The sequence below is a fragment of the Hyphococcus sp. genome (assembly GCF_041986965.1).
Lineage (GTDB): Bacteria > Pseudomonadota > Alphaproteobacteria > Caulobacterales > Parvularculaceae > Hyphococcus.
Genome location: NZ_JBHIXB010000001.1, coordinates 850,743 through 871,249 on the forward strand (window position 1 = coordinate 850,743; position 20,507 = coordinate 871,249).

General features: G+C 59.2%; 18 protein-coding genes, 1 tRNA gene and 1 pseudogene. 14 read left to right on the forward strand and 6 right to left on the reverse strand.

What is annotated here, in order from left to right; genetic code table 11:
• Window positions 1-69: 69 nt before the first annotated feature.
• On the reverse strand, window positions 70-1,038 hold the full coding sequence (locus ACFC5L_RS04270; RefSeq protein ID WP_375201519.1) for a retroviral-like aspartic protease family protein: 969 nt from the start codon (window positions 1,036-1,038) through the stop codon (window positions 70-72).
• 353 nt (window positions 1,039-1,391) lie between these two features.
• On the opposite strand from ACFC5L_RS04270, the gene rpmI reads away from it, so the two are divergent.
• The 13 genes from rpmI to ACFC5L_RS04335 all read left to right on the forward strand — a co-directional run bounded on the left by rpmI (window position 1,392) and on the right by ACFC5L_RS04335 (window position 14,069).
• Window positions 1,392-1,592, forward strand: coding sequence for a 50S ribosomal protein L35 (gene rpmI / locus ACFC5L_RS04275; protein ID WP_375201518.1), 201 nt, complete (start codon window positions 1,392-1,394; stop codon window positions 1,590-1,592).
• A 12-nt stretch (window positions 1,593-1,604) separates the two neighbouring features.
• Window positions 1,605-1,961: a 50S ribosomal protein L20 gene (rplT, locus tag ACFC5L_RS04280; protein ID WP_375201517.1), complete on the forward strand. Its 357-nt coding sequence runs from the start codon at window positions 1,605-1,607 to the stop codon at window positions 1,959-1,961.
• Window positions 1,962-2,179: 218 nt separating this feature from the next.
• The gene (locus ACFC5L_RS04285; protein ID WP_375201516.1) at window positions 2,180-2,482 is read left to right on the forward strand and encodes a UrcA family protein; all 303 of its coding nucleotides are present in this window, start codon (window positions 2,180-2,182) and stop codon (window positions 2,480-2,482) included.
• 226 nt (window positions 2,483-2,708) lie between these two features.
• Window positions 2,709-3,800: a phenylalanine--tRNA ligase subunit alpha gene (gene pheS, locus ACFC5L_RS04290; RefSeq protein WP_375201515.1), complete on the forward strand. Its 1,092-nt coding sequence runs from the start codon at window positions 2,709-2,711 to the stop codon at window positions 3,798-3,800.
• A gap of 10 nt (window positions 3,801-3,810) precedes the next feature.
• On the forward strand, window positions 3,811-4,194 hold the full coding sequence (locus tag ACFC5L_RS04295; protein WP_375201514.1) for a DUF302 domain-containing protein: 384 nt from the start codon (window positions 3,811-3,813) through the stop codon (window positions 4,192-4,194).
• The gene (locus ACFC5L_RS04300; protein WP_375201513.1) at window positions 4,194-4,820 is read left to right on the forward strand and encodes a hypothetical protein; all 627 of its coding nucleotides are present in this window, start codon (window positions 4,194-4,196) and stop codon (window positions 4,818-4,820) included. Before ACFC5L_RS04295 ends, ACFC5L_RS04300 begins: the two co-directional genes overlap by 1 nt.
• 4 nt (window positions 4,821-4,824) lie before the next feature.
• Window positions 4,825-7,233 carry a phenylalanine--tRNA ligase subunit beta gene (gene pheT, locus ACFC5L_RS04305; protein WP_375201512.1) on the forward strand — a complete coding sequence of 803 codons (2,409 nt, stop codon included), beginning with the start codon at window positions 4,825-4,827 and terminating at the stop codon, window positions 7,231-7,233.
• A gap of 92 nt (window positions 7,234-7,325) precedes the next feature.
• Window positions 7,326-7,401, forward strand: a tRNA-Thr gene (locus tag ACFC5L_RS04310).
• A 201-nt stretch (window positions 7,402-7,602) separates the two neighbouring features.
• Entirely contained in the window at window positions 7,603-9,732 is a 2,130-nt protein-coding gene (locus ACFC5L_RS04315; protein WP_375201511.1) for a nuclear transport factor 2 family protein, read from the forward strand.
• A 206-nt stretch (window positions 9,733-9,938) separates the two neighbouring features.
• Window positions 9,939-10,895 carry a subclass B3 metallo-beta-lactamase gene (bla, locus tag ACFC5L_RS04320; protein WP_375201510.1) on the forward strand — a complete coding sequence of 319 codons (957 nt, stop codon included), beginning with the start codon at window positions 9,939-9,941 and terminating at the stop codon, window positions 10,893-10,895.
• 36 nt (window positions 10,896-10,931) lie between these two features.
• Window positions 10,932-12,248, forward strand: coding sequence for an MFS transporter (locus tag ACFC5L_RS04325; RefSeq protein ID WP_375201509.1), 1,317 nt, complete (start codon window positions 10,932-10,934; stop codon window positions 12,246-12,248).
• A gap of 115 nt (window positions 12,249-12,363) precedes the next feature.
• A complete protein-coding gene (locus ACFC5L_RS04330) occupies window positions 12,364-13,122 on the forward strand; it encodes an HpcH/HpaI aldolase family protein (RefSeq protein WP_375201508.1) in 759 nt (252 codons plus the stop codon).
• A 32-nt stretch (window positions 13,123-13,154) separates the two neighbouring features.
• Window positions 13,155-14,069: a hypothetical protein gene (locus ACFC5L_RS04335; RefSeq protein WP_375201507.1), complete on the forward strand. Its 915-nt coding sequence runs from the start codon at window positions 13,155-13,157 to the stop codon at window positions 14,067-14,069.
• A gap of 7 nt (window positions 14,070-14,076) precedes the next feature.
• Here the strand turns inward: ACFC5L_RS04335 and ACFC5L_RS04340 are convergent, their stop codons facing one another.
• From ACFC5L_RS04340 to ACFC5L_RS04360, 5 genes and pseudogenes are all read right to left on the reverse strand, one after another.
• Window positions 14,077-15,012: a BKACE family enzyme gene (locus ACFC5L_RS04340; protein WP_375201506.1), complete on the reverse strand. Its 936-nt coding sequence runs from the start codon at window positions 15,010-15,012 to the stop codon at window positions 14,077-14,079.
• A 10-nt stretch (window positions 15,013-15,022) separates the two neighbouring features.
• The gene (locus ACFC5L_RS04345) at window positions 15,023-16,504 is read right to left on the reverse strand and encodes an NAD-dependent succinate-semialdehyde dehydrogenase (protein ID WP_375201505.1); all 1,482 of its coding nucleotides are present in this window, start codon (window positions 16,502-16,504) and stop codon (window positions 15,023-15,025) included.
• Between the two features lie 17 nt (window positions 16,505-16,521).
• On the reverse strand, window positions 16,522-16,983 hold the full coding sequence (locus ACFC5L_RS04350; RefSeq protein WP_375201504.1) for a hypothetical protein: 462 nt from the start codon (window positions 16,981-16,983) through the stop codon (window positions 16,522-16,524).
• Between the two features lie 100 nt (window positions 16,984-17,083).
• On the reverse strand, window positions 17,084-18,040 hold the full coding sequence (locus tag ACFC5L_RS04355) for a helix-turn-helix domain-containing protein (RefSeq protein ID WP_375201503.1): 957 nt from the start codon (window positions 18,038-18,040) through the stop codon (window positions 17,084-17,086).
• 236 nt (window positions 18,041-18,276) lie between these two features.
• Window positions 18,277-19,492: pseudogene (locus ACFC5L_RS04360) on the reverse strand (iron-containing alcohol dehydrogenase).
• Window positions 19,493-19,674: 182 nt separating this feature from the next.
• Between ACFC5L_RS04360 and ACFC5L_RS04365 the strand changes: the two are divergent.
• Window positions 19,675-20,454, forward strand: coding sequence for an SDR family oxidoreductase (locus ACFC5L_RS04365; RefSeq protein ID WP_375201502.1), 780 nt, complete (start codon window positions 19,675-19,677; stop codon window positions 20,452-20,454).
• Window positions 20,455-20,507 lie beyond the last annotated feature (53 nt).

Below are 20,507 nucleotides of genomic sequence, written 5' to 3' on the forward strand. Positions count from 1 at the left end.
CGAATAAGGCTGGACGCCTGAATTCAGGCGATGCGTTCTGTGCACTTAACACGCGGAGAGGGCGTCGTGCTATTTTGGCTCCGGGCCAATATAGAAATATTCATTGGCGAAGTCGAAAATGAGACTGCGATCCGTAAAAAGGTCCATCCCGACAAGACAAAAAGGCTTTGCGCCGGCGCCAAGCGCGCGAAAGACTTCGGCGTCGTAAACAAGAAAGACTTCATTGCGCCAGCGCGCGCCGCCGATTTTGACGCGCGCGATTTTCACCGCTTGCGCCGTCGAAGTATTGTCAAAAATGTCATTGAGATGGGAGGCGGAGGTTGAGCTGCGGTGGCCGTAGGAGTTGATGCGAAGGCCGGAGGACATGGCGCGAAAAGCGGGGCCGTTGAAAATCGTTCCGGAGGCGCCGAGATCGACGACGCAAGGGATATCAAGGCCGCGAATATTCACATCGATCTGATATAGCGGCGTGTCCTGATCGGCGACCTGAAGAGGCGTCAGTCTGGTGCGGGTCCAGCCTTTGACTTTTCTGTCCGGCTGGGCGTCCTGCGCGTAAAACTTCACGCGTCTTTCTTCTTCGTCGACCATCACCGTGTAACGCGTGAGGAGATCAAGGCCGAGGACGCCTTGCGGGGGCGTGTTTGGCGGCGCCCAGTCCGGCAGAACGACGCCGATCTGATCTTCGAGACGAAGCCTGCCAACGGAGATGTCGCCCAGAGAGTAAGCCGGCAGGGCCTCCGTGCTTGCAAGGCCGAGAATGCGGATTGGCCCGCGGTCTGCGGGCAGGAAATCCTGTCGCTCTGCAAGGTTGGCGAAGGCCGAAGTGATGGTGGCGCCGGAATCGACGATGAAGTCGTTGGGGCCGTCGCCGTTCACAGTTGCGTTAACTGTGATCCATCCCTGATAATCGATGCGATAGGGAACCCATTCAACGGGTTCATAATCCGCCAGCGGATGCGCCAGCGCCAGTCCCGCACACGCGCTGAAGAAAACCGCGGTGATTCCGAGTTGGCGAAAAAGCCTTTTAATTCCGTCCACTAACTGCGCCCCACCCTGTCATCTTCTTGTATTCCGGCAGATGATTGCGCGCCCCGTTGGAATGCTAACCAGCCTGCCGCAGCTTGTCACGGCGCGTTGCGGGGCATCATCCGCCGTAAATCCGGCAGAGCGAGTGGCCAATCTTGCGTATTGTGGAACGCCCGCCGCCGCGCGCTCAGGCATTTCTGTTTGGGCGGCTGGCTGCGGCGCTCTCCTCATTAAATGAGGGCGAAATCCCTTGCCATACCGGGCCCTTGGGCTATAACCCGCGCCTTCTCACCGGTCGCCGGGCCATATGGCATGCCTTGGCGGCCTTGTTGCGCGTCCGAAAGGACCCTTAAAGGAAAAGCGAAATGCCCAAACTGAAGACCAAATCAGGCGCGAAAAAGCGCTTCAAGATGACCGCCTCCGGGAAGGTCAAGGCCGGCGTCTCCGGCAAACGTCACGGCATGATCAAGCGTACGCCCAAGCAAATCCGCCAGAACCGCGGCATGGATGTGCTGGCCGACGCCGACGCCAAGATCGTCAAGAAATACATGCCCTACGCGCGCTAAGGAGATCTCGACATGTCACGAGTGAAAAGAGGCGTCACCGCTCACGCCCGCCACAAGAAAATCATCGGCAAAGCCAAAGGCTATTACGGCCGCCGCAAAAACACCTTCCGCGTCGCCAACCAGGCGGTGGAAAAGGCCGGCCAATACGCCTATCGCGACCGCCGCGTCCGCAAGCGGAATTTCCGCTCGCTCTGGATCCAGCGCATCAACGCCGCCTGCCGCGAGCTCGACTTCACCTATGCCCGCTTCATTGACGGTCTTACCAAGGCCGGCATCGAGGTTGACCGCAAGGTGCTCGCCGATATCGCCGTGAAAGAGCCGGAAGCGTTCAAGGCGCTGGCTGACAAGGCGAAAGCGGCCCTCGCTTAACAACCTTTCCGTGAAGAAAACGATCCTGAAAGGCGCTTGGTTTCCAGGCGCCTTTCTCTCTTGGTTGGGTCGAATTTCACAAAAACTGTACGCAACACATACAAAATACTTGACTGAATGAACGGGCATGATATTCATTGTGCATCGCAGCATTGTTGTGATCAATAACAATCAGGAGACGCCCGGGCTTTCGCTAACCTATTGAAAGGATGATCGAAATGATCCGGACCCTTGCCATCGCCGCCGCCGTTTTCACTGTTGCACAAGCCCCGGCCTTCGCTCGCGAGATTGTCGTTGAGTTCGAAACGGCCCGCCTCGAAGATCCCGCTTACCTTGAAGCGGTAAAGGCTGACATCAACGCCGCCGCCGCCAAAGTTTGCAAAGCAGAATATGCTGGCTCCCCGCTATTTTCTACACAGCTGCGCGCCTGCGTCGAAGAGACTTCCGCTGACGCCATCGCCGAGATGACCAGCAAAATCGCCGCCGCTGAGGCCGCTCCTACCCAGATCGCCGCCAAGTAAGCCGGCGCTTCCTCTCACCGGACACGAAACGGAGCGGGCCCTCGACAAGAGGGCCCGCTCTTTATATTGAAGCAGCTGGATTAACTGGAGCCGCGTCCCCCATGACCCTTTTCAAGTTCTTTTTTAGGAGCGCTGATTGAACGGGTGACCGAAGCGGTATCTGCCGGTAAGCGTCATCCGAGGATGGCGCTTTTTTTGTGTTTTGAACGACTGGAGACCGGACCCCATGTCCGACATTGAACAACTCGAACGCGACCTTGCCGCTAAAATCGCCGCCGCCGAAACGGGTGCGGCGCTGGAGGAGGTGCGTGTCGGCGCGCTCGGTAAAAAGGGCGTTGTTTCCGAACGTATGAAGACGCTCGGCAAAATGAGCCCGGAAGAGCGCAAGGAAATGGGCCCGGCGTTGAACGGTCTCAAGACGCGCATCGCCGACGCGATCGAGGTGAAGAAAACCGAGCTCGAAGAAGCCGCCCTCAATGCGCGCCTCGCCTCCGAGAAAATCGACGTCACCCTCCCGGTCCGGCCCGAACCGAAAGGCAAGATCCATCCTGTCAGTCAGGTTACGGAAGAAATCATCGCGATCTTTTCGGCCATGGGCTTTGACGTTGCTGAAGGCCCGGACATTGAAGATGACTTCCATAACTTCACCGCGCTGAACTTCCCGCCCGATCACCCGGCGCGCGAAATGCACGACACGTTCTTCTTTGAGCCGAAGGAAGACGGCTCGCGCATGGTGCTCCGCACGCACACCTCGCCGGTGCAGATCCGCACAATGATGTCGCAAAAGCCGCCGATCCGGATCATCATTCCGGGCCGCACCTTCCGTTGCGATTCTGACCAGACACACACACCCATGTTCCACCAGGTCGAAGGCCTCGTCATCGACAAGGAAACCCATATGGGTCACCTCAAGGGCACGCTTGAGGCTTTCGTCAAAACCTTTTTCGAGATCGACGACGTCAAGACGCGCTTCCGTCCGCATTTCTTTCCGTTCACGGAGCCGTCGGCGGAGATGGATATCGGTTACGAGCGGGTCGGCTCTTCAGATGGGCGGGGGGAAATCCGTTTCGGCCAGGGCGACAAATGGATGGAGATTCTCGGCTGCGGCATGGTGCATCCGAATGTCCTTAGAAATTGTGGCCTCGACCCGGATGAATATCAGGGTTTCGCCTGGGGCATGGGCGTCGATCGCCTCGCCATGCTGAAATACGGCATTCCCGATCTGCGTGATTTCTTCGCCGCGGATGCACGCTGGCTCGAGCATTACGGCTTCGACGCCGCCGACCAGCCGAGCCTCTGGGCGGGATTGAGCAAATAGGAGCTGGTCCATGAGCTACTACATCGCGAAAACCGTTTCCGGCGATTTTGACGACGTCATTGCGCGCGTGACCGAAGCACTGAAGGCGGAAGGCTTCGGCGTGCTGACCGAAATCGACGTCAAGGCGACGTTGAAGAAAAAGCTCGACGTCGACTTCCGCCCCTATCGCATTCTCGGCGCCTGCAACCCTGAGATGGCGCATCAGGCCTTGTCCATTGAGGACAAGATTGGCGTCATGCTCCCCTGCAATGTTATTGTTCAGCAGACGGACAAGGGCGTTGAAGTCGCCGCCGTCGATCCTGTTGCGTCCATCGGCCGTGTCGGCAACCCCGCGCTCGACGAAGCCGCGCAAACGGTCAAGGCCATGCTAACAAAAGTCATTGAGCGGGTCTGATGGCGGAGCGGAAAAAACGTCTTTCCTTCAATTTCGAAACCGTCGGCTCTATAGCCGCGATGGTCATCGGCGCCTGTGCGCTGTTCGTTGCCTGGGATCAGGCGCAGATCATGCGCAAGCAGCAGCATGCGAGCGTTCTGCCCGCCGTCAGCATCACCAGCGGTTTTTCGACGGAGCCTGAGGGCTATGCCATGCGCGTCGCCATCAAGAATGACGGCATCGGACCCGCCATGATCGAAAGTGCGGAGCTTGTGGTTGACGGTGCGCCGGTGAGCGATTGGGCGGATTTGCGCGACCGCCTGTTGCCGCCGCAATTGCATGCGAATTTTTCTTCCAGCCTCGACTCCGCCATCGGCATGTTGGCGGCCGGCGAAAAAAGCGAGGCGATCCTTATTTTCTGGCCGCGCAATGACGAAACCCGCGCCGGCTTTGACGCCTTGAAAGCGCGCGTTTTCGCTGCCGACACCGCCAATACTTATTTTGGCGTCTGTTACTGCTCGGTCTTTGAAAAATGCTGGGTCGCGGGGCCGGAAAACGCATCGCGACCAAAACCCGTCAAAAAATGCGACCGCGCCGGCGACGATGTCGTGGCGCGCCTCCTTCAGACGATTTCGGAAGAGAACTAGTACAATGAAATTCACCCTGTCCTGGCTGAAACAACATCTCGATACGGACGCCAGTCTTGAAGAGATCGTCGACACCATGGTTGCAGTCGGCCTTGAGGTCGAAGAGGTCGAAAATCCGGAACAGCGCCTTGCAGCTTTTACAATCGGCGAAGTGCTTGAGGCGGCGCCGCATCCTGACGCTGACAAGTTGCAGGTTTGCAAAGTGGCGACGAAGGACGGCGAGATGCAGATCGTCTGCGGGGCGCCCAATGCGCGCGCTGGGATCAAGGTCGCTTATGCGCCGGTGGGCGCTTATGTGCCCGGCATCGACGTCACGCTCTCAAAAGCGAAAATTCGCGGCGTTGAATCCCACGGCATGATGTGTTCGGTCCGCGAACTTGAGCTGGGCGACGATCATGACGGCATTATCGAGGCGCCGGCCTCAGCCAAAGTCGGCGATCCGGTCGCGAAAGTGATGGGCGCCAATGACCCGGTCATTGATTTTGAAGTGACGCCGAACCGTCCCGATACAAACGGCGTTACCGGCGTCGCGCGCGATCTTGCAGCGGCGAGGCTCGGAAAGCTGATTTCGCCGGAACCGAAACCGGTTAAGGGCGCCTTTCCATCGCCGCAAAATGTTGAGCTCGATTTCCCGGCCGGTTCTGAAAACGCTTGTCCCGCCTTCGCCGGGCGTTATGTGCGCGGCGTCAAGAACGGGCCGTCGCCGAAATGGCTGCAGGACTATCTGCGCGCCATTGGCCTGCGTCCCATCAGCGCGCTCGTCGATATCACCAACTACATGTCTTACGACCGCGCCCGCCCGCTCCATGTGTTCGATGCGGACAAGCTCAACGGCGTCTTGCATGCGCGTCTTGGCGAAAAGGGTGAAAAGTTCGTCGCCCTTGACGGCAAGGAATATGAAGTCGACGAGACCATGACGGTTATCGCTGATGAGCGGGCTGTGCTTGGTCTCGGCGGGATCATGGGCGGTGAGGATACGGGCTGCACCGAGGAAACGACGAATGTTTTCATCGAATGCGCCTATTTCGATCCATTGCGCACGGCAAAGACCGGCCGCAAGACCGGCATCGCGTCCGATGCGCGCTATCGGTTTGAGCGCGGCGTTGATCCGGCCTTCATTCTGCCGGGAATGGAGATGGCGACACAGCTTGTCATGGATATGTGCGGCGGCGAGCCGTCCGATGTTGTGCTGGCCGGTGAAATTCCGCAGGCGGATAAAACCGTTCTTTTTCCTCCGTCAGAGGTCAAACGCCTCACCGGTCTCGATGTGCCGCCCGAGGCCTGCGAACAGATTCTTTCCGCGCTTGGTTTTACGGTCCGGAAAAGCGACCCGTGGCAAGTGGATGTTCCATCCTGGCGGCCTGACATTGAAGGCAAGGCCGATCTCGTTGAGGAAATCGCCCGGATTACGGGGTTCGACAAACTCCCCGCTGCGCCATTGCCCATGCTCAAAGCGGTCGAAACGCCGAAGCTGACGGCGGGCCAGGAGCGCCGCCGCATGGCGCGCCGCGCGCTCGCCGGCCGCGGCCTTCTGGAAGCTGTGACATGGTCCTTCCTTGACCAGAAACACGCTGAGCTTTTCATGAGCGCAAGTGAGATCAAGGCGAAAGGCCTCACACTCGCCAATCCGATCTCCTCCGATCTCGGCGTTATGCGGTCGTCGCTTTTGCCGAACCTTATCGCCGCGCTTCAGCGCAACGCCGACCGCGGCCGCGACGATCTCGCGCTCTTTGAAGTCGCGCCGATTTATGGCGGCGATCAGCCTGAGGACCATGCGAACGCCGCCGGCGGCGCCCGGCTGTCCGATCCGCACCGCCACTGGCAGGGCGCTGCGCCGAATGCGGACGCGTTCACGGTGAAGGCGGACGCTATCGCAGCGCTGGAAGCGGCGGGCGCGCCGACCTCAAGCCTTCAGACCAGCGCCGACGCGCCCGACTATTTCCACCCGGGCCGGTCCGGCGTTCTGCGTCTTGGTCCAAAAGCGCTCGCCCATTTTGGTGAGATCCATCCGCGGGTGTTGAAGGCCATGGATGTGGACGGACCCGTCCACGGTTTCGAAGTTTTTCTCGATCTCATCCCTGAGCCGAAGAAGAAGGGGGCGAAGACCCGTCCCGCGCTCGACGCGTCAGAGCTCCTGCCGCTGTCGCGCGACTTCGCCTTCGTTGTCGATGACGCCGTCGCCGCTGAGGCGCTCTTAAAGGCTGTGCGCGGGGCGGAGAAAAAGCTCATTGCCGATGTCAGTCTTTTCGACGTTTACCAGGGGAAAGGCGTGCCCGAGGGCAAGAAATCCCTTGCCGTCGAGGTGACGCTTCAGCCGAGGCAAAAGACCCTTACCGACGAGGAAATCGAGGCTGTCTCCGCCCGCATTGTGGCGCAAGTCGAAAAGGCCGTCGGCGGGTCCCTGCGCGCCTGACGCCGCCACTGCCGGGCGGGGTCATTTTACCCCACCGACCGGCTTGCGAATTGCGCCCGCCCAAGCTATGACGCGCCTCCGCCAGCCGGTAAGCCGCATTAGCTCAGCTGGTAGAGCACATCATTCGTAATGATGGGGTCGGGTGTTCAAGTCACCCATGCGGCACCACCTCTTCCCGAGAAGCGCTGCCTCTATAATTGTCGAATGCGTAAGCGTCGCAGAGCTTTTTCTATTCGAAAATTACGTCGTCGGAATTGATCCAACAGGCGCAAATTTTGGAGGATTGCGCGCACCGCTCATTAGCGCCTTGTGTCGGCAAGTCATTCGTTTGAAGTTGCCTGAAAACGTTCCGAAAAATGGGAGGATGCGATGACGGCACTGAAAATCGGCAAGGCGCTCGCGGCTTTATCTCTTTGCGTCTTTATCGTTGGGTGTTCGCGTGCATCGCAAACGGATGCGCCGCAGCCATCCACCGTCTCGACGCAGGAACAGGGGGAAGGCGTCAATGATCTGGCTCGTGACGTTGACCGCGTTGAAGCGCTGCGCGCAGTGAAGGATTTGCAGCGCAGTTATGCGCAATATGGTCAGTTCGGATTGTGGACGGACATGGCCGAGCTTTTTTCAGAGAACGCCAGCATCGAATGGGGTGAACAAAAAATCAGCGCTGACGGCGTTGCAGCCTGGTTGCGCGAAAGGGGGGCTGACGTTTCAGACCTAGCGCCCGGCGCTCTTAATACGGAACTGATCGACCAGCCGCTGATCAATTTGTCTGTTGACGGCGACAGCGCCAAGGGCCGCTGGATGAGTCTGGCTTTCAAGGGAGACGGCAAGGGCAAAGCCTGGTTCGAGGGCGGTCTTTATGAGAACGACTATGTCCGAGAAAACGGTGTCTGGAAGATCGCCGTCATGCGTTATTACCCGCAATATGAAGGCCCTTATGCAGAAGGCTGGACGAATGTGGACGGGGAAGACCTGCCGATCATTCCCTACCATTTCACGATTGATGAAACCGGCGTCCCCCTTCCGGAACCGGAGGGGCCGGCGCCAGAGACATCGGAAAGCCTCGACAGTCTTGAACAGCGCATCGCGGCGCTGAACGACGAAGACGATGTGCGCAATTTGCAAAACGCCTATGGCTATTATGTCGACCGCAAAATGTGGAACGATGTGGTCGATCTTTTTGCGGAAGACAGCGCAGTTGAAATTGGCGGCGTCAGCGTTCTCAAGGGGCGTGACGGGGTGCGCACAGCCATGGAGCGTATGGGGCCGGCGGGACTTTCCCATGGTGAGCTCAACGAACATCTTCTGTTCGATACGATTGTCCGTGTGGCGGCGAACGGCGCCGAAGCGGAAAGCCGCGGGATCGAACTTGCGTTGCTTGGCGACGCTGGCGAGGGGACGGCTCAATGGGGGCTCAATGTCTATCGCAATCGTTTCGTGAAAGAAGACGGCGTCTGGAAATTTAAAGAGCTTCGTATCTATCCGGTGATGAAAGCCGATTATGCAACCGGCTGGGGAGAGGGCGGTGTGCTTGGTCTTGTTTCGCCGGAGTTGCCGGCGTTTGTCGGCCCCAATCCGGCGACAGGCGATCCGGTCAGCCTTGGCGGCTACGAGGTTGTGGCCGGTGAAAACCTGACCGGCGCAATTGAACCGACCAATGCAGCAGATGAAAAGGCGCCCGAAACGGATGCGCGTCTTGCAGATCTCCATCGCCGCTTGTTGCGTTCTGAGGCCTATGACGGGGCGGTAAATGTCTCCGCCGCCTATGGTTTTTATCTGGATGATTTTCAGTGGACGGAATTATCGTCGCTTTTCGCTGTCGAGGGAAACAAGCAGTCACCCTTCGCCGGCTATTATCTGGGGCGCGACCGGATTATGGGCGCCGCGAACGCCATGTGGGGCCCGGCGAAAAAAATGCGTTCGGCGATTTCGTTTCACTGGCGCACCCAACCTGTGATCCATGTGTCTCACGATGGGCGCTCGGCTAATCTGCGCACACGCCTTTTTCAGCCGCGCACGACGAAAGATCCCGGCGCGCCGGCCTATTTCTATATGGGCGGGGTGCATGGCGGCATGTATCCCAACGATCAGATTGTGCTCGAAAATGGCGTCTGGCGGTTCTGGAGCCTGACGATTGATGAGCATTACTTCTATTCGCCGGATTGGGAGGGCGGATGGTCGGCCGCGACCGAGCCGGAGCCAGGCGCCGAGCCCTATCGAAGCAAGCTGTTGGACATCTATCCTCCCGATGTCCTGCTGACTGACCTTGGCCGCCGGCAGGCGGGCTTCAAGGGCGGTACGGGCGAGGTGATTGAATGGCCCGGCATCCTGCCCATGTGGTTCCACTATCGAAATCCGGTGAGCGGGCGCAAACCCGAAAATTACTGGCCCGACTGTGTTCCGTGCGAAATGCTGCCCGAGGCCAGCATGACCAACCATGGTTATCAGATGCCCCCGACCGGGCCTGAAATCGACGGTTTGGAGATTGAAGGACATTAAACCTCGTGCGCGGCGTAATTATGCTGCAAAGCGCAAAAAAGCTGAGGCAAATTTGTATGCCTCCCGGATCAAGACCGGAACGCCGGATGCTTGCTAGATAGTTGGCGCGTCTGACGAAATTGGAGGCGATGGCGCCCGGGAACCGCTGGCCGCTGACAATCAGCCGCCAGTCCCGCCAGCTTCCCGGAGCCCAAGGTAATCCGCACATGATCTCGAAACGTCCCGCCGCCGCGCTGATGCGACTCGCTTCATCCTTACTCGGCCTCACCCTATTGGCTGCGTGCGCGTCGACCGCAGGCCCTGACATTGCGCGGCAGGTCACGCTGGAACCCGATCCGGCGCATATCTGTGATTTTTGCGAAAGGCTCAACGAACCGGCCGAGCCGTTTCATATTCATGGCGACACTTACTATGTGGGCACGGCCATGATTTCGTCTGTGCTGATTGCATCCGATGATGGCCTTGTTCTGGTCAATGGCGGCATGACGCAGACCGCGCCGCAGATTGCGGCGAATATTGAAGCGCTCGGCTTTTCGCTCGCTGATCTGCGCCTGATTTTGAACACGCACGCCCATTTCGATCATGCGGGCGGCATCGCCGCCTTGTCGCGGGCGACGGGCGCAAAGGTTGCGGCAAGCGCGCGCGGCGTGGAGGCGCTGAAAGAGGGGCGCCCCACAGAAGACGATCCGCAGCGCGGTATTGAGGACAATGTCTTTCCCGCCGTGCCGCAAGCACAGATCACCGCCGACGGAGAGACGTTAAAGGTTGGCGGCATCGCGGTGACGGCGCATTACACCCCCGCCCATACGCCGGGCAGCGCCGCATGGAGCTGGCGTTCATGCGAAGCGGGGCGTTGTCTTGACGTTGTCTTCGCTGATTCCTTTTCAACCCGTTCCGCTCCCGGCTTCCGGTTCACCGGCGGCGCCGATTATCCGGGCCGGGTCGAAACATTCCGCAGTGCTGTTGCAACGGTCGCTGATCTTCCCTGCGATGTGCTGCTGACGCCTTCGCCGCTTTCCTTTGGCGTCAAGGAAAAGCTGGCGGCGCGCGCGGAAAACCCTACGGTCAATCCCTTCATTGATTCTGATGCGTGCCGCGCTTATGCCGCCAAGGGGGAAGCCGGCCTCGACAAACGCATCGCTGAAGAAACGGCGGCGCAATAAGGCTGCTGGCGAAAATAAAAACAACAGGCGTATTTGATGAGCATGACAGACAGTATTGAAGAGCCGGCAGGAAGCGGGCCGTTCGCGTGGTATCAGCGCGCTAACCGGAAAGTCCGGCGCGTCTTCTGGACATGCTCTGTCGCCTGGACGCTCGATGCGATGGACGCGCTTGTCTATCAGTACCTCATCCCTGTCATCATCACCGCCTTCGGCATCAGCCTGGCGCAAGCGGCGGCGGTGGCGAGCGCCAGCTATTTCGCCTCGGCGATCGGCGGCTGGATGGGCGGATGGCTGGCCGACAAGTTCGGGCGCGTGCGCATTCTACAGCTGACGATTTTGTGGTTTTCGGTTTTCTCGTTTCTGTCCGGTTTCGCCCAGACCTATGAGCAGCTTTTGATCTTGCGCGTCCTGCAAGGCGTCGGCTTCGGCGCCGAATGGGCGGTTGGCGCAGTGTTGCTGGGTGAAATCGTTGCGCGCCAGGATCGCGGCAAGGCGCTCGGCTCGGTGCAGAGCGGCGTCGCCGTTGGATCGGGGCTTGCGGCCCTTCTGGCGGGCCCGTTTGTTGCGCTGTTCGAACCGGAAATGGGGTGGCGCATTGTCTTCTGGATCGGCATCCTTCCTGCGCTGTTGATTTTCTTCGTGCGCCGCGGCGACGATGACTCTGCCGTCTTCAAGGAAAATAAAGCCAAGCGCGACGCAGAGAAAAAGTCCGTTACGCCTCTGGAGATTTTCCGCCTGAAATATCTTCGTATCACGGCGCTCGCCGCGCTCCTCGCCGTTGGCGCACAGGGCGCGGGCTATTCGGTTTCGAGTTACCTGACGACATTCCTGCAAAATGAACGCGGCATTTCAGCATCGACCGCCGGTATTTTCGTTCTTTTAAATAGCGTCGGCGCGTTCTTTGGCCTGTTGGGCAACGCCTATTTCAGCGACCGGTTTGGCCGGCGCATGGCGTTCCGCATGTTTGGCGCGGGATTTATTCTCGCCACGATATTCTATCTTTGCGCGCCGCTCGGCAGTCATGCCTATTTGCTGATCCCCGCCGGGTTCGTTCAGGCGTTTTGCCAATTTGGGTTATACGGATCGTTCGGCCCGTATTTCACCGAGCTCTTCCCGACGGAAGTGCGCGCCTCGGGACAGGCCTTTGCCTATAATTTCGGGCGCGCCGTCAGCGGCATCTTCATTCAAGGCGTTGCAATCCTCGCGGCGACTGTGGCGCTCAACGTCTCCATGACGGTGATGGGGGTCATTGGCGTTCTCTGCGCCCTCGTTGCGACAGTGCTGCTGCCGGAAACCGTCGGCCGTGACCTTCGCGAACTTGATGAGGGAAAGCCCCCTGAAGGGGCGCGATAGGCCAGCCCCGTCAAGGCCGGCGCCGGCGTCACTTCCTCCGGCGTCAACTCTTGGGGCCGCTTGGATAAAGTGGCGAGGCGGCTCAATCCGTTAGGTTGCCGCTTAAGGTATTCACATGAAACAGTTTCTTGAATTTTGCGCCGCGCGCGGCGGGAGCCTTTTGGGCACCTGGCTCAAGCTCCCCACTTTGGCGACGGTGGAGATGCTGGGACGCGCCGGGTTCGATTTTCTCGTCATCGACATGGAGCACGCGCCGCATAGTCTTGATCAGGTCTATCAATTCATTTTCGCGACACAGGCGTCGGGCATGGCGGCGCTGGTGCGCCTGCCTGATCACAGCGGATCGGACATTCAGCGCCTTCTCGACTCCGGCGCCGACGGGCTTCTGGCGCCGCGCATGACGAGCGTTGAAACCGCAGAGCGGCTGACGCGCCAGATGGTGTTCAGTCCAAAGGGAGAGCGAGGTCTCGGCACGACATCGCGCGCCGGAAGCTGGGGCCAGACGCCCATGGCCGATTATCTGAAGCGCGGCGATGAACAATGCCTGCGCATGGTGCAGCTCGAAAGCTGGGACACGGTGACTGCGGTTGAGGACTATCTCGCCATTCCAACAGTGAACGGCGTTTTTGTCGGGCATGGCGATTTATATCTGTCGAGCGGAAAGCCGTCCTCCGCCCCCGAAGTGCGCGAACTGACCCAGCGTGTCGCCGCCGCTGCGCGCAGTGCAGGAAAACTCTCCGGCGCCGCGGCGGCGACGCCCGAAGAAGCCAGGATTTACACCGAGATGGGCTACTCGCTTGTTATGGTGAGCAATGATGCAACGATTTTTGCGAAAGCCGCCGCTGCGGCCGTCGCGGAAGCCCGCGCAAAGTAACGCGACAAGCCGCAAACCAGATTGAGGTTGATATGAGTGAGACTATTGATCCCCGTTCCCGCCTTTCCACCAGCGGCGCAGTATCGTCGAGCAGCGAAGCCTTCTCAGCGGCGGTCTATGCGCGATTTTACGATATGCCGCCGCAGGAAGAGACGGATAAATCCAAGACGTGGATGGCGCGCGGCCAGAACTTCATCGTCACCTTTTCCGACGTGAAGGCGGGCGCGATGTTTGAGCGAAAGGGCCAAACGGACGAATATATTCTGATCCTGCCGGACGAAGATATGAGCGCGAGCGTGACCGCCGGCGGCGAGACGCAGGAAATCGGCGGCTTCACCATCACCATTGTGCCGCCGGGCGACAGCACGATCACCGTGAAAGGCGACGGCAATATTATTCGCCTGTTCTCAACGCAATCAGGCGATCTTGTTGAAAAGACCGCCAATGAAAAAGATTATCGCGAGCATCATCCACACATTCCGCCGTTTGAACCCTGGCCGGCGCCGAAAGGCGGCTACAAGATCCGCAGCTACAGTCTTGACGTGCCGGAAGAAGAGGGGCGCTTCGGCAAGATCTGGCGCTGCACCACTTTCATGGTGAATGTCTTTCCGCCACAGCACGGCCCGCGCGACCCCTCCAAATTGTCACCGCATCATCATGACGATTTCGAGCAGTGTTCGCTCGTCATTGGCGGCGTTTATGAACACCATCTGCGCTGGCCATGGACGGCCAATATCGCCGATTGGCGTGACGACGATCACGAACGTTGCGGCGCCCCGTCCGTGACCGTGATCCCGCCAAAGGCGATTCACACATCGGCGGCCGTCGATCCGGGCGTCAATCTGTTGATCGATATCTTCTCGCCGCCCCGCGAAGATTTTTCCAAAATGGATGGCTGGGTTTTAAACGCCGACGAATATCCCATGCCGGAAACGAAGGAAGAATAGCCGCCCTTTAAAATGCGGTGCGATCAGCGCCCTTGAGGCCCAATAGCTTGCGGGCCTCATCAGGCGTTGCGATTTCAAGGCCGAGCTCTTCGATGATCGTGCGGACCTTGCGCACCTGTTCGGCGTTGCTTTTCGCAAGCTCTCCGCGGCCGATATAAAGGCTGTCTTCGAGACCGACGCGAACATTGCCGCCAAGCAGCGCCGACTGATTGCAAAACGTCATCTGGTTCTTTCCCGCCGCAAAGGCGGAAAACACATAATCGTCGCCAAACAGGCTGTCGGCGATGGTGACCATATGAGCGAGATTGCGCGGGTCCGCGCCGACGCCGCCAAGAATGCCGAAAATCCCCTGGATGAGGAATGGCGGTTTAATCAAACCCCGCTCGGCGAAATGCGCCAGCGTGTAGAGATGCCCGATATCATAGCATTCGAATTCGAACCGCGTGCCATAGGCTTCGCCGACTTCCCGCATGATCCGTTCGATATAACTGTTCGAATTATACATGATGCGGTCGTTCGACGTTTCCACATAGTCGCGTTCCCACTCATGGGCCCATTTCTCGACCTTCGCGCCGGCGGCGCTGAAATCGAAAATAAGCGGGCCCATATTGAGAGAGCAGACTTCCGGCTGCGCCGCATGCGCGCCTTCGAGACGGTCATCGAGGGACATGTTGGCGCTGCCGCCGGTTGAGATGTTGATGACGGCGTCGGTCGCCTGTTTGATGCGCGGAAGAAACGCCATGAAGTCCTTTGCGGCGGGACTGGGCTGGCCTGTTTCCGGATTGCGGGCGTGAAGGTGAAGGATCGCCGCGCCGGCTTCCGCCGCTTCCACGGACGCGTCGGCGATTTCATCCGGCGTCACCGGCAGATAGGGCGACATTGACGGCGTATGAATCGATCCCGTCGGCGCACAGGTGATGATGACCTTACCGCTTTTGAGCATGTCGCGTTTCCTAAAGCCCAGCCTGACAGAGATATTTAAGGTTCAGATATTCCGCGAGACCGTGAGAGGAACCTTCGCGGCCGAGCCCCGACATTTTGACGCCGCCAAAGGGAACGACCGCCGTGGAAATAAGCCCGGTGTTAATCCCGACCATGCCGCTTTCAATATCGCGGCCGACGCGCGAAATGGTCGCCGGGTTCTCAGAGCAAAGATAAGCCGCAAGACCGAAGGGCGTGTTGTTCGCAAGCGTAACGCCTTCCTCGATTGTCTCAAAAGGAATGACGCCGGCAAGAGGGCCGAAGGTTTCTTCGCGTGTGAGCAGAGCATCGGGCGCGACGTCCCGCAACACTGTCGGCGGCATCAACTGTCCGCCGGAAGATTTGCCGCCGGAAAGAAGGGTCGCGCCGCCAGCGACGGCGTCGTCGAGATGCTCCTCCACTTTCGCGACGCCCCATTTGTCGATCAACGGGCCGATATCGGATCGTTCATCGAAGCCATCTCCAAGGGCGAGTCCATTCACGCGCGCCGCGAAAGCGTCGAGAAAGTCTTCATAAACGCCCTTCTGCGCATAGATGCGATTGGCCGCAATACAGCTTTGGCCGCTATTGCGGAACTTCGCCACCAGCGCCGTCTCGACAGCCGTATCCAGATCGGCGTCGTCAAAGATCAGAAGCGGGGCATTGCCGCCAAGCTCAAGCGACAGGCGTTTGATTGACGCTGCTGAAGCCTCCATCAATTGCGCGCCGATTTCCGTCGAGCCGGTAAAGCTGATCTTGCGCACGGCCGAAGACGAGGTGAGCAGCCCGCCAATCATGCTGGCCTTGCCGGTGATGACGTTTAAAACGCCGGGCGGAACGCCAGCTTCTTCAGCGAGGACGGCGAGGGCGTAGGCCGACAGCGGCGTCTGGCTTGCGGGCTTCGCCACCATGGTGCAACCCGCGGCGAGCGCCGGCGCCGCTTTGCGGGTCAGCATGGCGAGCGGAAAGTTCCAGGGCGTAATGGCGGCGCAAACACCGATCGGCTCCGGCTCCACCATGAGGCGGCGTCCCGAAACCGGCGCTGGAATGATTTCTCCCAACATGCGGCCGGCTTCATCGGCGTAAAATTCAATGAAACCGGCGCCGTATGCGACTTCCGCCCGCGCTTCTTTCAGCGGCTTGCCGTTTTCAAGTGTGATCAGGCGGGCGAGATCTTCCTGGTGGGCCATCACAAGGTCAAACCAGCGGCGCAGGATCGCCCCGCGCGTGCGCGTCAGTTCTTTCGCCCAGGCGGGAAAGGCGCGTTCGGCGGCGTCAATGGCGGCGCGCGCCTGCGCCTCAGAAAGCGCGGGCGCGTGGCCGATAACGTCGCCGGTGAAAGGGTCGTCGACATCAATGACGGCGCCGTCCTCAGCGTCGACCCACTGCCCGTCAATATAGGCTTTGTCGCGAATGAGGTCCGGCCGGGAAAGTTTTCCGCGCTCGAGCTGGGGGCGTCCATCTGCGTGAGGCATGTCGCTCTCAAATGTCCTTACTTATCGTCGTCAAGGTTTGGATTGGTGATCGGCGTGTCGCTTTCGAACCAGTGTTCAAAACGGCGATAGGTGCAAAGCCAGCGTCCGGCTTCATTGCGCTTGTAGCGGTCTGTCGCAAGCGAGATGGTGATGGGCGGATGAGACGGCAGAACTTTCTCGCCGTTTTTGGCGTAGAGGAAAAGAAAGTTTGTCGCTTCGGCTGTGTCGGGACCCGTGAAATAAGCGCGGAAGTTTGTGAAGGAATGAACCGAAAGGCGGGGCCCCTGTTTCACGCGCCAGTCATAGAATTCCTGAATTTTTGACTTGCCGTAATAAGAGGCGAACTGGCCGTGAAACTCGGCGTCGTCGGTGTAGTAAGAGGAGGCTTCGCGCCCGCCATTCGTGTCAATTTCGTGCCAATATTCAGCAAGCTGCAGAGAGAGTTCTGCATTTAGTTTAAGGACGTCATCCTGATACACCGCCGCGCTCCTTTATGTGGTCAGGATAGACCATCGCGGCGTCTTCCCCTCCGGTCTTGTTCGGAGGGGAAAGAAAATTTGAGCGGAGCGGACTTGGGCCTTAGTTGTGGGCGTTCGTGGCGACGCTGCGATATTCCCGGGGCGCCATGCCGAATTTATCGCGGAAGCAGCGGGTGAAATGCGCCGCGCTGTTAAAGCCCCAGGAAAAGGCGATTTCGGTCAGCGTGTGACCGTTCCAGGCGGGGTTTCTCATCTGCCGGGCGCATTCTTCAAGACGCCGCCGAAGAATAAACGCCGAGATTTTTTCACCGGAAACGGAAAAGACCGAACGAAGATAGCGCGGCGACAGATTAAGGCTTGTGGCGATGGATGAGGCGCAAAGCCCCGGATCGCGCAGATTGCTTTCGATGAACGAGATAACATCATTACGACGACGCCACAGAACGGCGGACTCATCTGAAATATCAAAGCCGGCTGTGTAGGACATGGAAATCATTTCGAGCAAATGGCGTGCGACCCGGTCTTCATGGTCCGCGCTGATGCCGTTGCCGACGCTTTCGCTCAAGGATTCCACCATGGCGCCGAGCGTGCCGACGAGGCCGACCGCATGACCGAGGCGCAGGCCGCTGAACTGTTCCGGCGTCGGCAGATATTCACGCAGCAAGGATGGCAGTACGCGCACCATAATCGTGACGGAGAAATCTTTTGTGTCAAAGAAGTGCGGAAGGCCCGTGTCGATAAGAACGAAGTCGCCTTCGGACATGTTTGATTCATGACCGCAGTGATGGAGCGTGCTGCTGCCTTTGGCTTGCAGCAGAAGCGAATAGATCCGCGGCCGCTTGTCATTGATGTGATCTTTACTGCGCTCGACGCTGTAGCTGTCCATGGTGAGCTTGGCGAGCTTAACAGGACCAAGCGTGCCGATGCTCAATTCGGCGCCGAAGCCTTGTTTGTCGACGGGTGTAAATTCAACCTGGCTCATTTGCGACGCATAAAGAGCATTCCAGGCTGCGGTCCGGCCGCTGGTCGGCAAACCAATCGTGCTAATCTTTTCCATATGCACACCTCCCACTTGGCCCGGCTTTTTTATTCCGGTGCCAAAAGCGGCTTTTTGCCGCTTATAACAGAGTCTTGCACCGACCTTCGGCGGCGTCAAGCTGGGAAATATAGCGTGTGTTGTGGATGGGTGACGGTGACGGCGTTCAGCAAAAACCCGACTTATACCGTCAACTGAAAAAGCTGACGGGGCCTGTTAGCGTTAATATTAAACGCGCCGCAACGCTGAGTGATGCTTCAAAGGGCGGCTTCGTAAATTCCAATCGTGTCCGCTTCCGTAAGGGGGCGGGGGTTGCGTTCGAGAAGACGCGTCACGGTCATGGCGGCTTTCGCCATGCGTGGGACGGCGCCCGCATCGATACCGAAAGCCGACATGCGTTGTTCTATGCCGCAGCGTTCCGCCAGATCGATAATTGCATCGACGCCCTTATGGGCCGTTGCTGTATCGTCGCCTGCATTTTCGACGCCGAGCGCGCGCGATCGCGGCGTAACGGGCCGGCGCCGCCTCAATATTGAAGCGCAAGACATGCGGCAAGAGCAGCGCATTGGCGACGCCATGGGCGATATGGAATTCGCCGCCGAGCGGATAGGCGAGGGCGTGAACGGCGGCGGTGTTTACCGGGCCGAGGCACATGCCGCCATAAAGGCTGGCGAGCAGCATCGCCTCCCGCGCCGCAAGATCATCGCCCTGTTTACAAGCGCGTTCGATATTGCCTGCGATCAGGCGGATGCCGGCCTCAGCGTAAATATCCGCAATCGGATGGGCGAAGCGGTTGGCGTACGCCTCAATACAATGGGTGAGCGCGTCGAAACCTGTGGCGGCGGTGACGGCGGGGGGCATTGTCACCGTCATCAACGGATCGAGGTAAGCGCCGTTCGGCACGAGATGGCGGCTGACCACGCCTTTTTTGAGGTCTTCATCCTCATCGCCAAGAATAGCGATGGGCGTCACTTCGCTGCCGGTGCCGGCCGTTGTCGGGATGCAGGCGACAGGAAGCGCCCGTCCTTTCAGGAGGTCGACGCCGATCGCCTCTTTGATGGATTGGCCGCCGTCGAAAAGCGCGGCGACAAGCTTTGCGACATCCATACAGCTGCCGCCGCCAAGCCCGATGACGGCGTCGGCGCCGAAGGCGCGGGCCGCCTCCATCGCTGTTGCGAATTCGTCGAATGTCGGCTCACCTTCAAGATCATCCCAGAGGACGGCGGCGGCGCCGCGTTTTTCTATGGCGGACAGGAGCGGATGGCAAAGGTTGCGGGTCGGCGGCGAGGTGACAATGAAGAGACGGCTTGCCCCGCGGTCCATTAGATCCTCAGGGCAACGCAGCGCCGCGCCGGTCCCGAAAGTGAGGGTTCCGACGTTGAATAGCGTGAGAAGGCGGTCATCCGGCTGTGTCACGCACCGCCTCCCCGCCTTGTCGGCCTTAGCCCTCTTGGCCGCAGACCCATTGGACATTCCTGAATTTCAAGCAACTTCGGCCCAGCCTATGATGCTTTTCATCCAGGGGTTTGATCTTAACGGCGCAAGGATTTGAACGATCTGCGAAATTCAAGGGAAGACCGGGATCGCGCTTGCAAAGCCCGTTTGTGGGACCTTAGAGGTGTTCCACGGAAACCGCTCACAGGAGAGCATGCGCCATGACAGACCCGCTTTTCGCCGTTGACGGAAAAACCGCGCTGGTGACCGGCGGGACCAGCGGGATCGGGTTGATGATCGCCAGGGGGCTCGTCCGGCGCGGCGTGAAAACGTACATCACCGGGCGCGATGCAACCAGAACGGGTGAGCTCGCTGAAAAAATATCAGCCGATGAAGGGGGCGTGTGTATCGGCCTCGGCACCGATCTGTCGGAAGGCGATGGGCCTGAAAATCTGGCCGGCGACCTCGCGCGCCGGGAGACGTCTCTCCACATCCTGGTGAACAACGCCGGCGCCGGAGAGACGGCTTCATTGCCGGATGTGTCCGTTGAGGCGTGGGACACCGTCATGAATGTGAATCTGCGCGCGCCGTTCTTCCTTGTGCAGAACTTGTTGCCCTTGCTTGAGACGGGTGCGAGCGCGGCAGATCCGGCCCGCGTGATCAATCTCGGGTCGATCGGCGGGTTGCATATTCCCAACTGGGACGCATTTCCTTATGGAGCCTCGAAAGCGGGCGTCCATCATCTTACCCGGGCTTTAACCAAACGTCTTGGCGGCAAGAAAATAACCGTCAACGCCATTGCGCCGGGGCCATTTCCATCGCGACTGACGGATACCGGATCGGACGCCGTTAAGAAAAGCGTTGAGACTTATGTGCCGCTCGGCCGCCCTGGCGAGCCCGATGACATCGAAGGTCTTGTTGTCTTTTTGTCGTCTCGGGCCGGCGCTTATGTGAATGGCTGCACCATCCCCCTTGATGGCGGGTATATCGCCGCCCTTTAAAACACTCTTCGGCGGCGCCTCGCACAGCCATACCCCGCCAAGTGTGCGGGAGA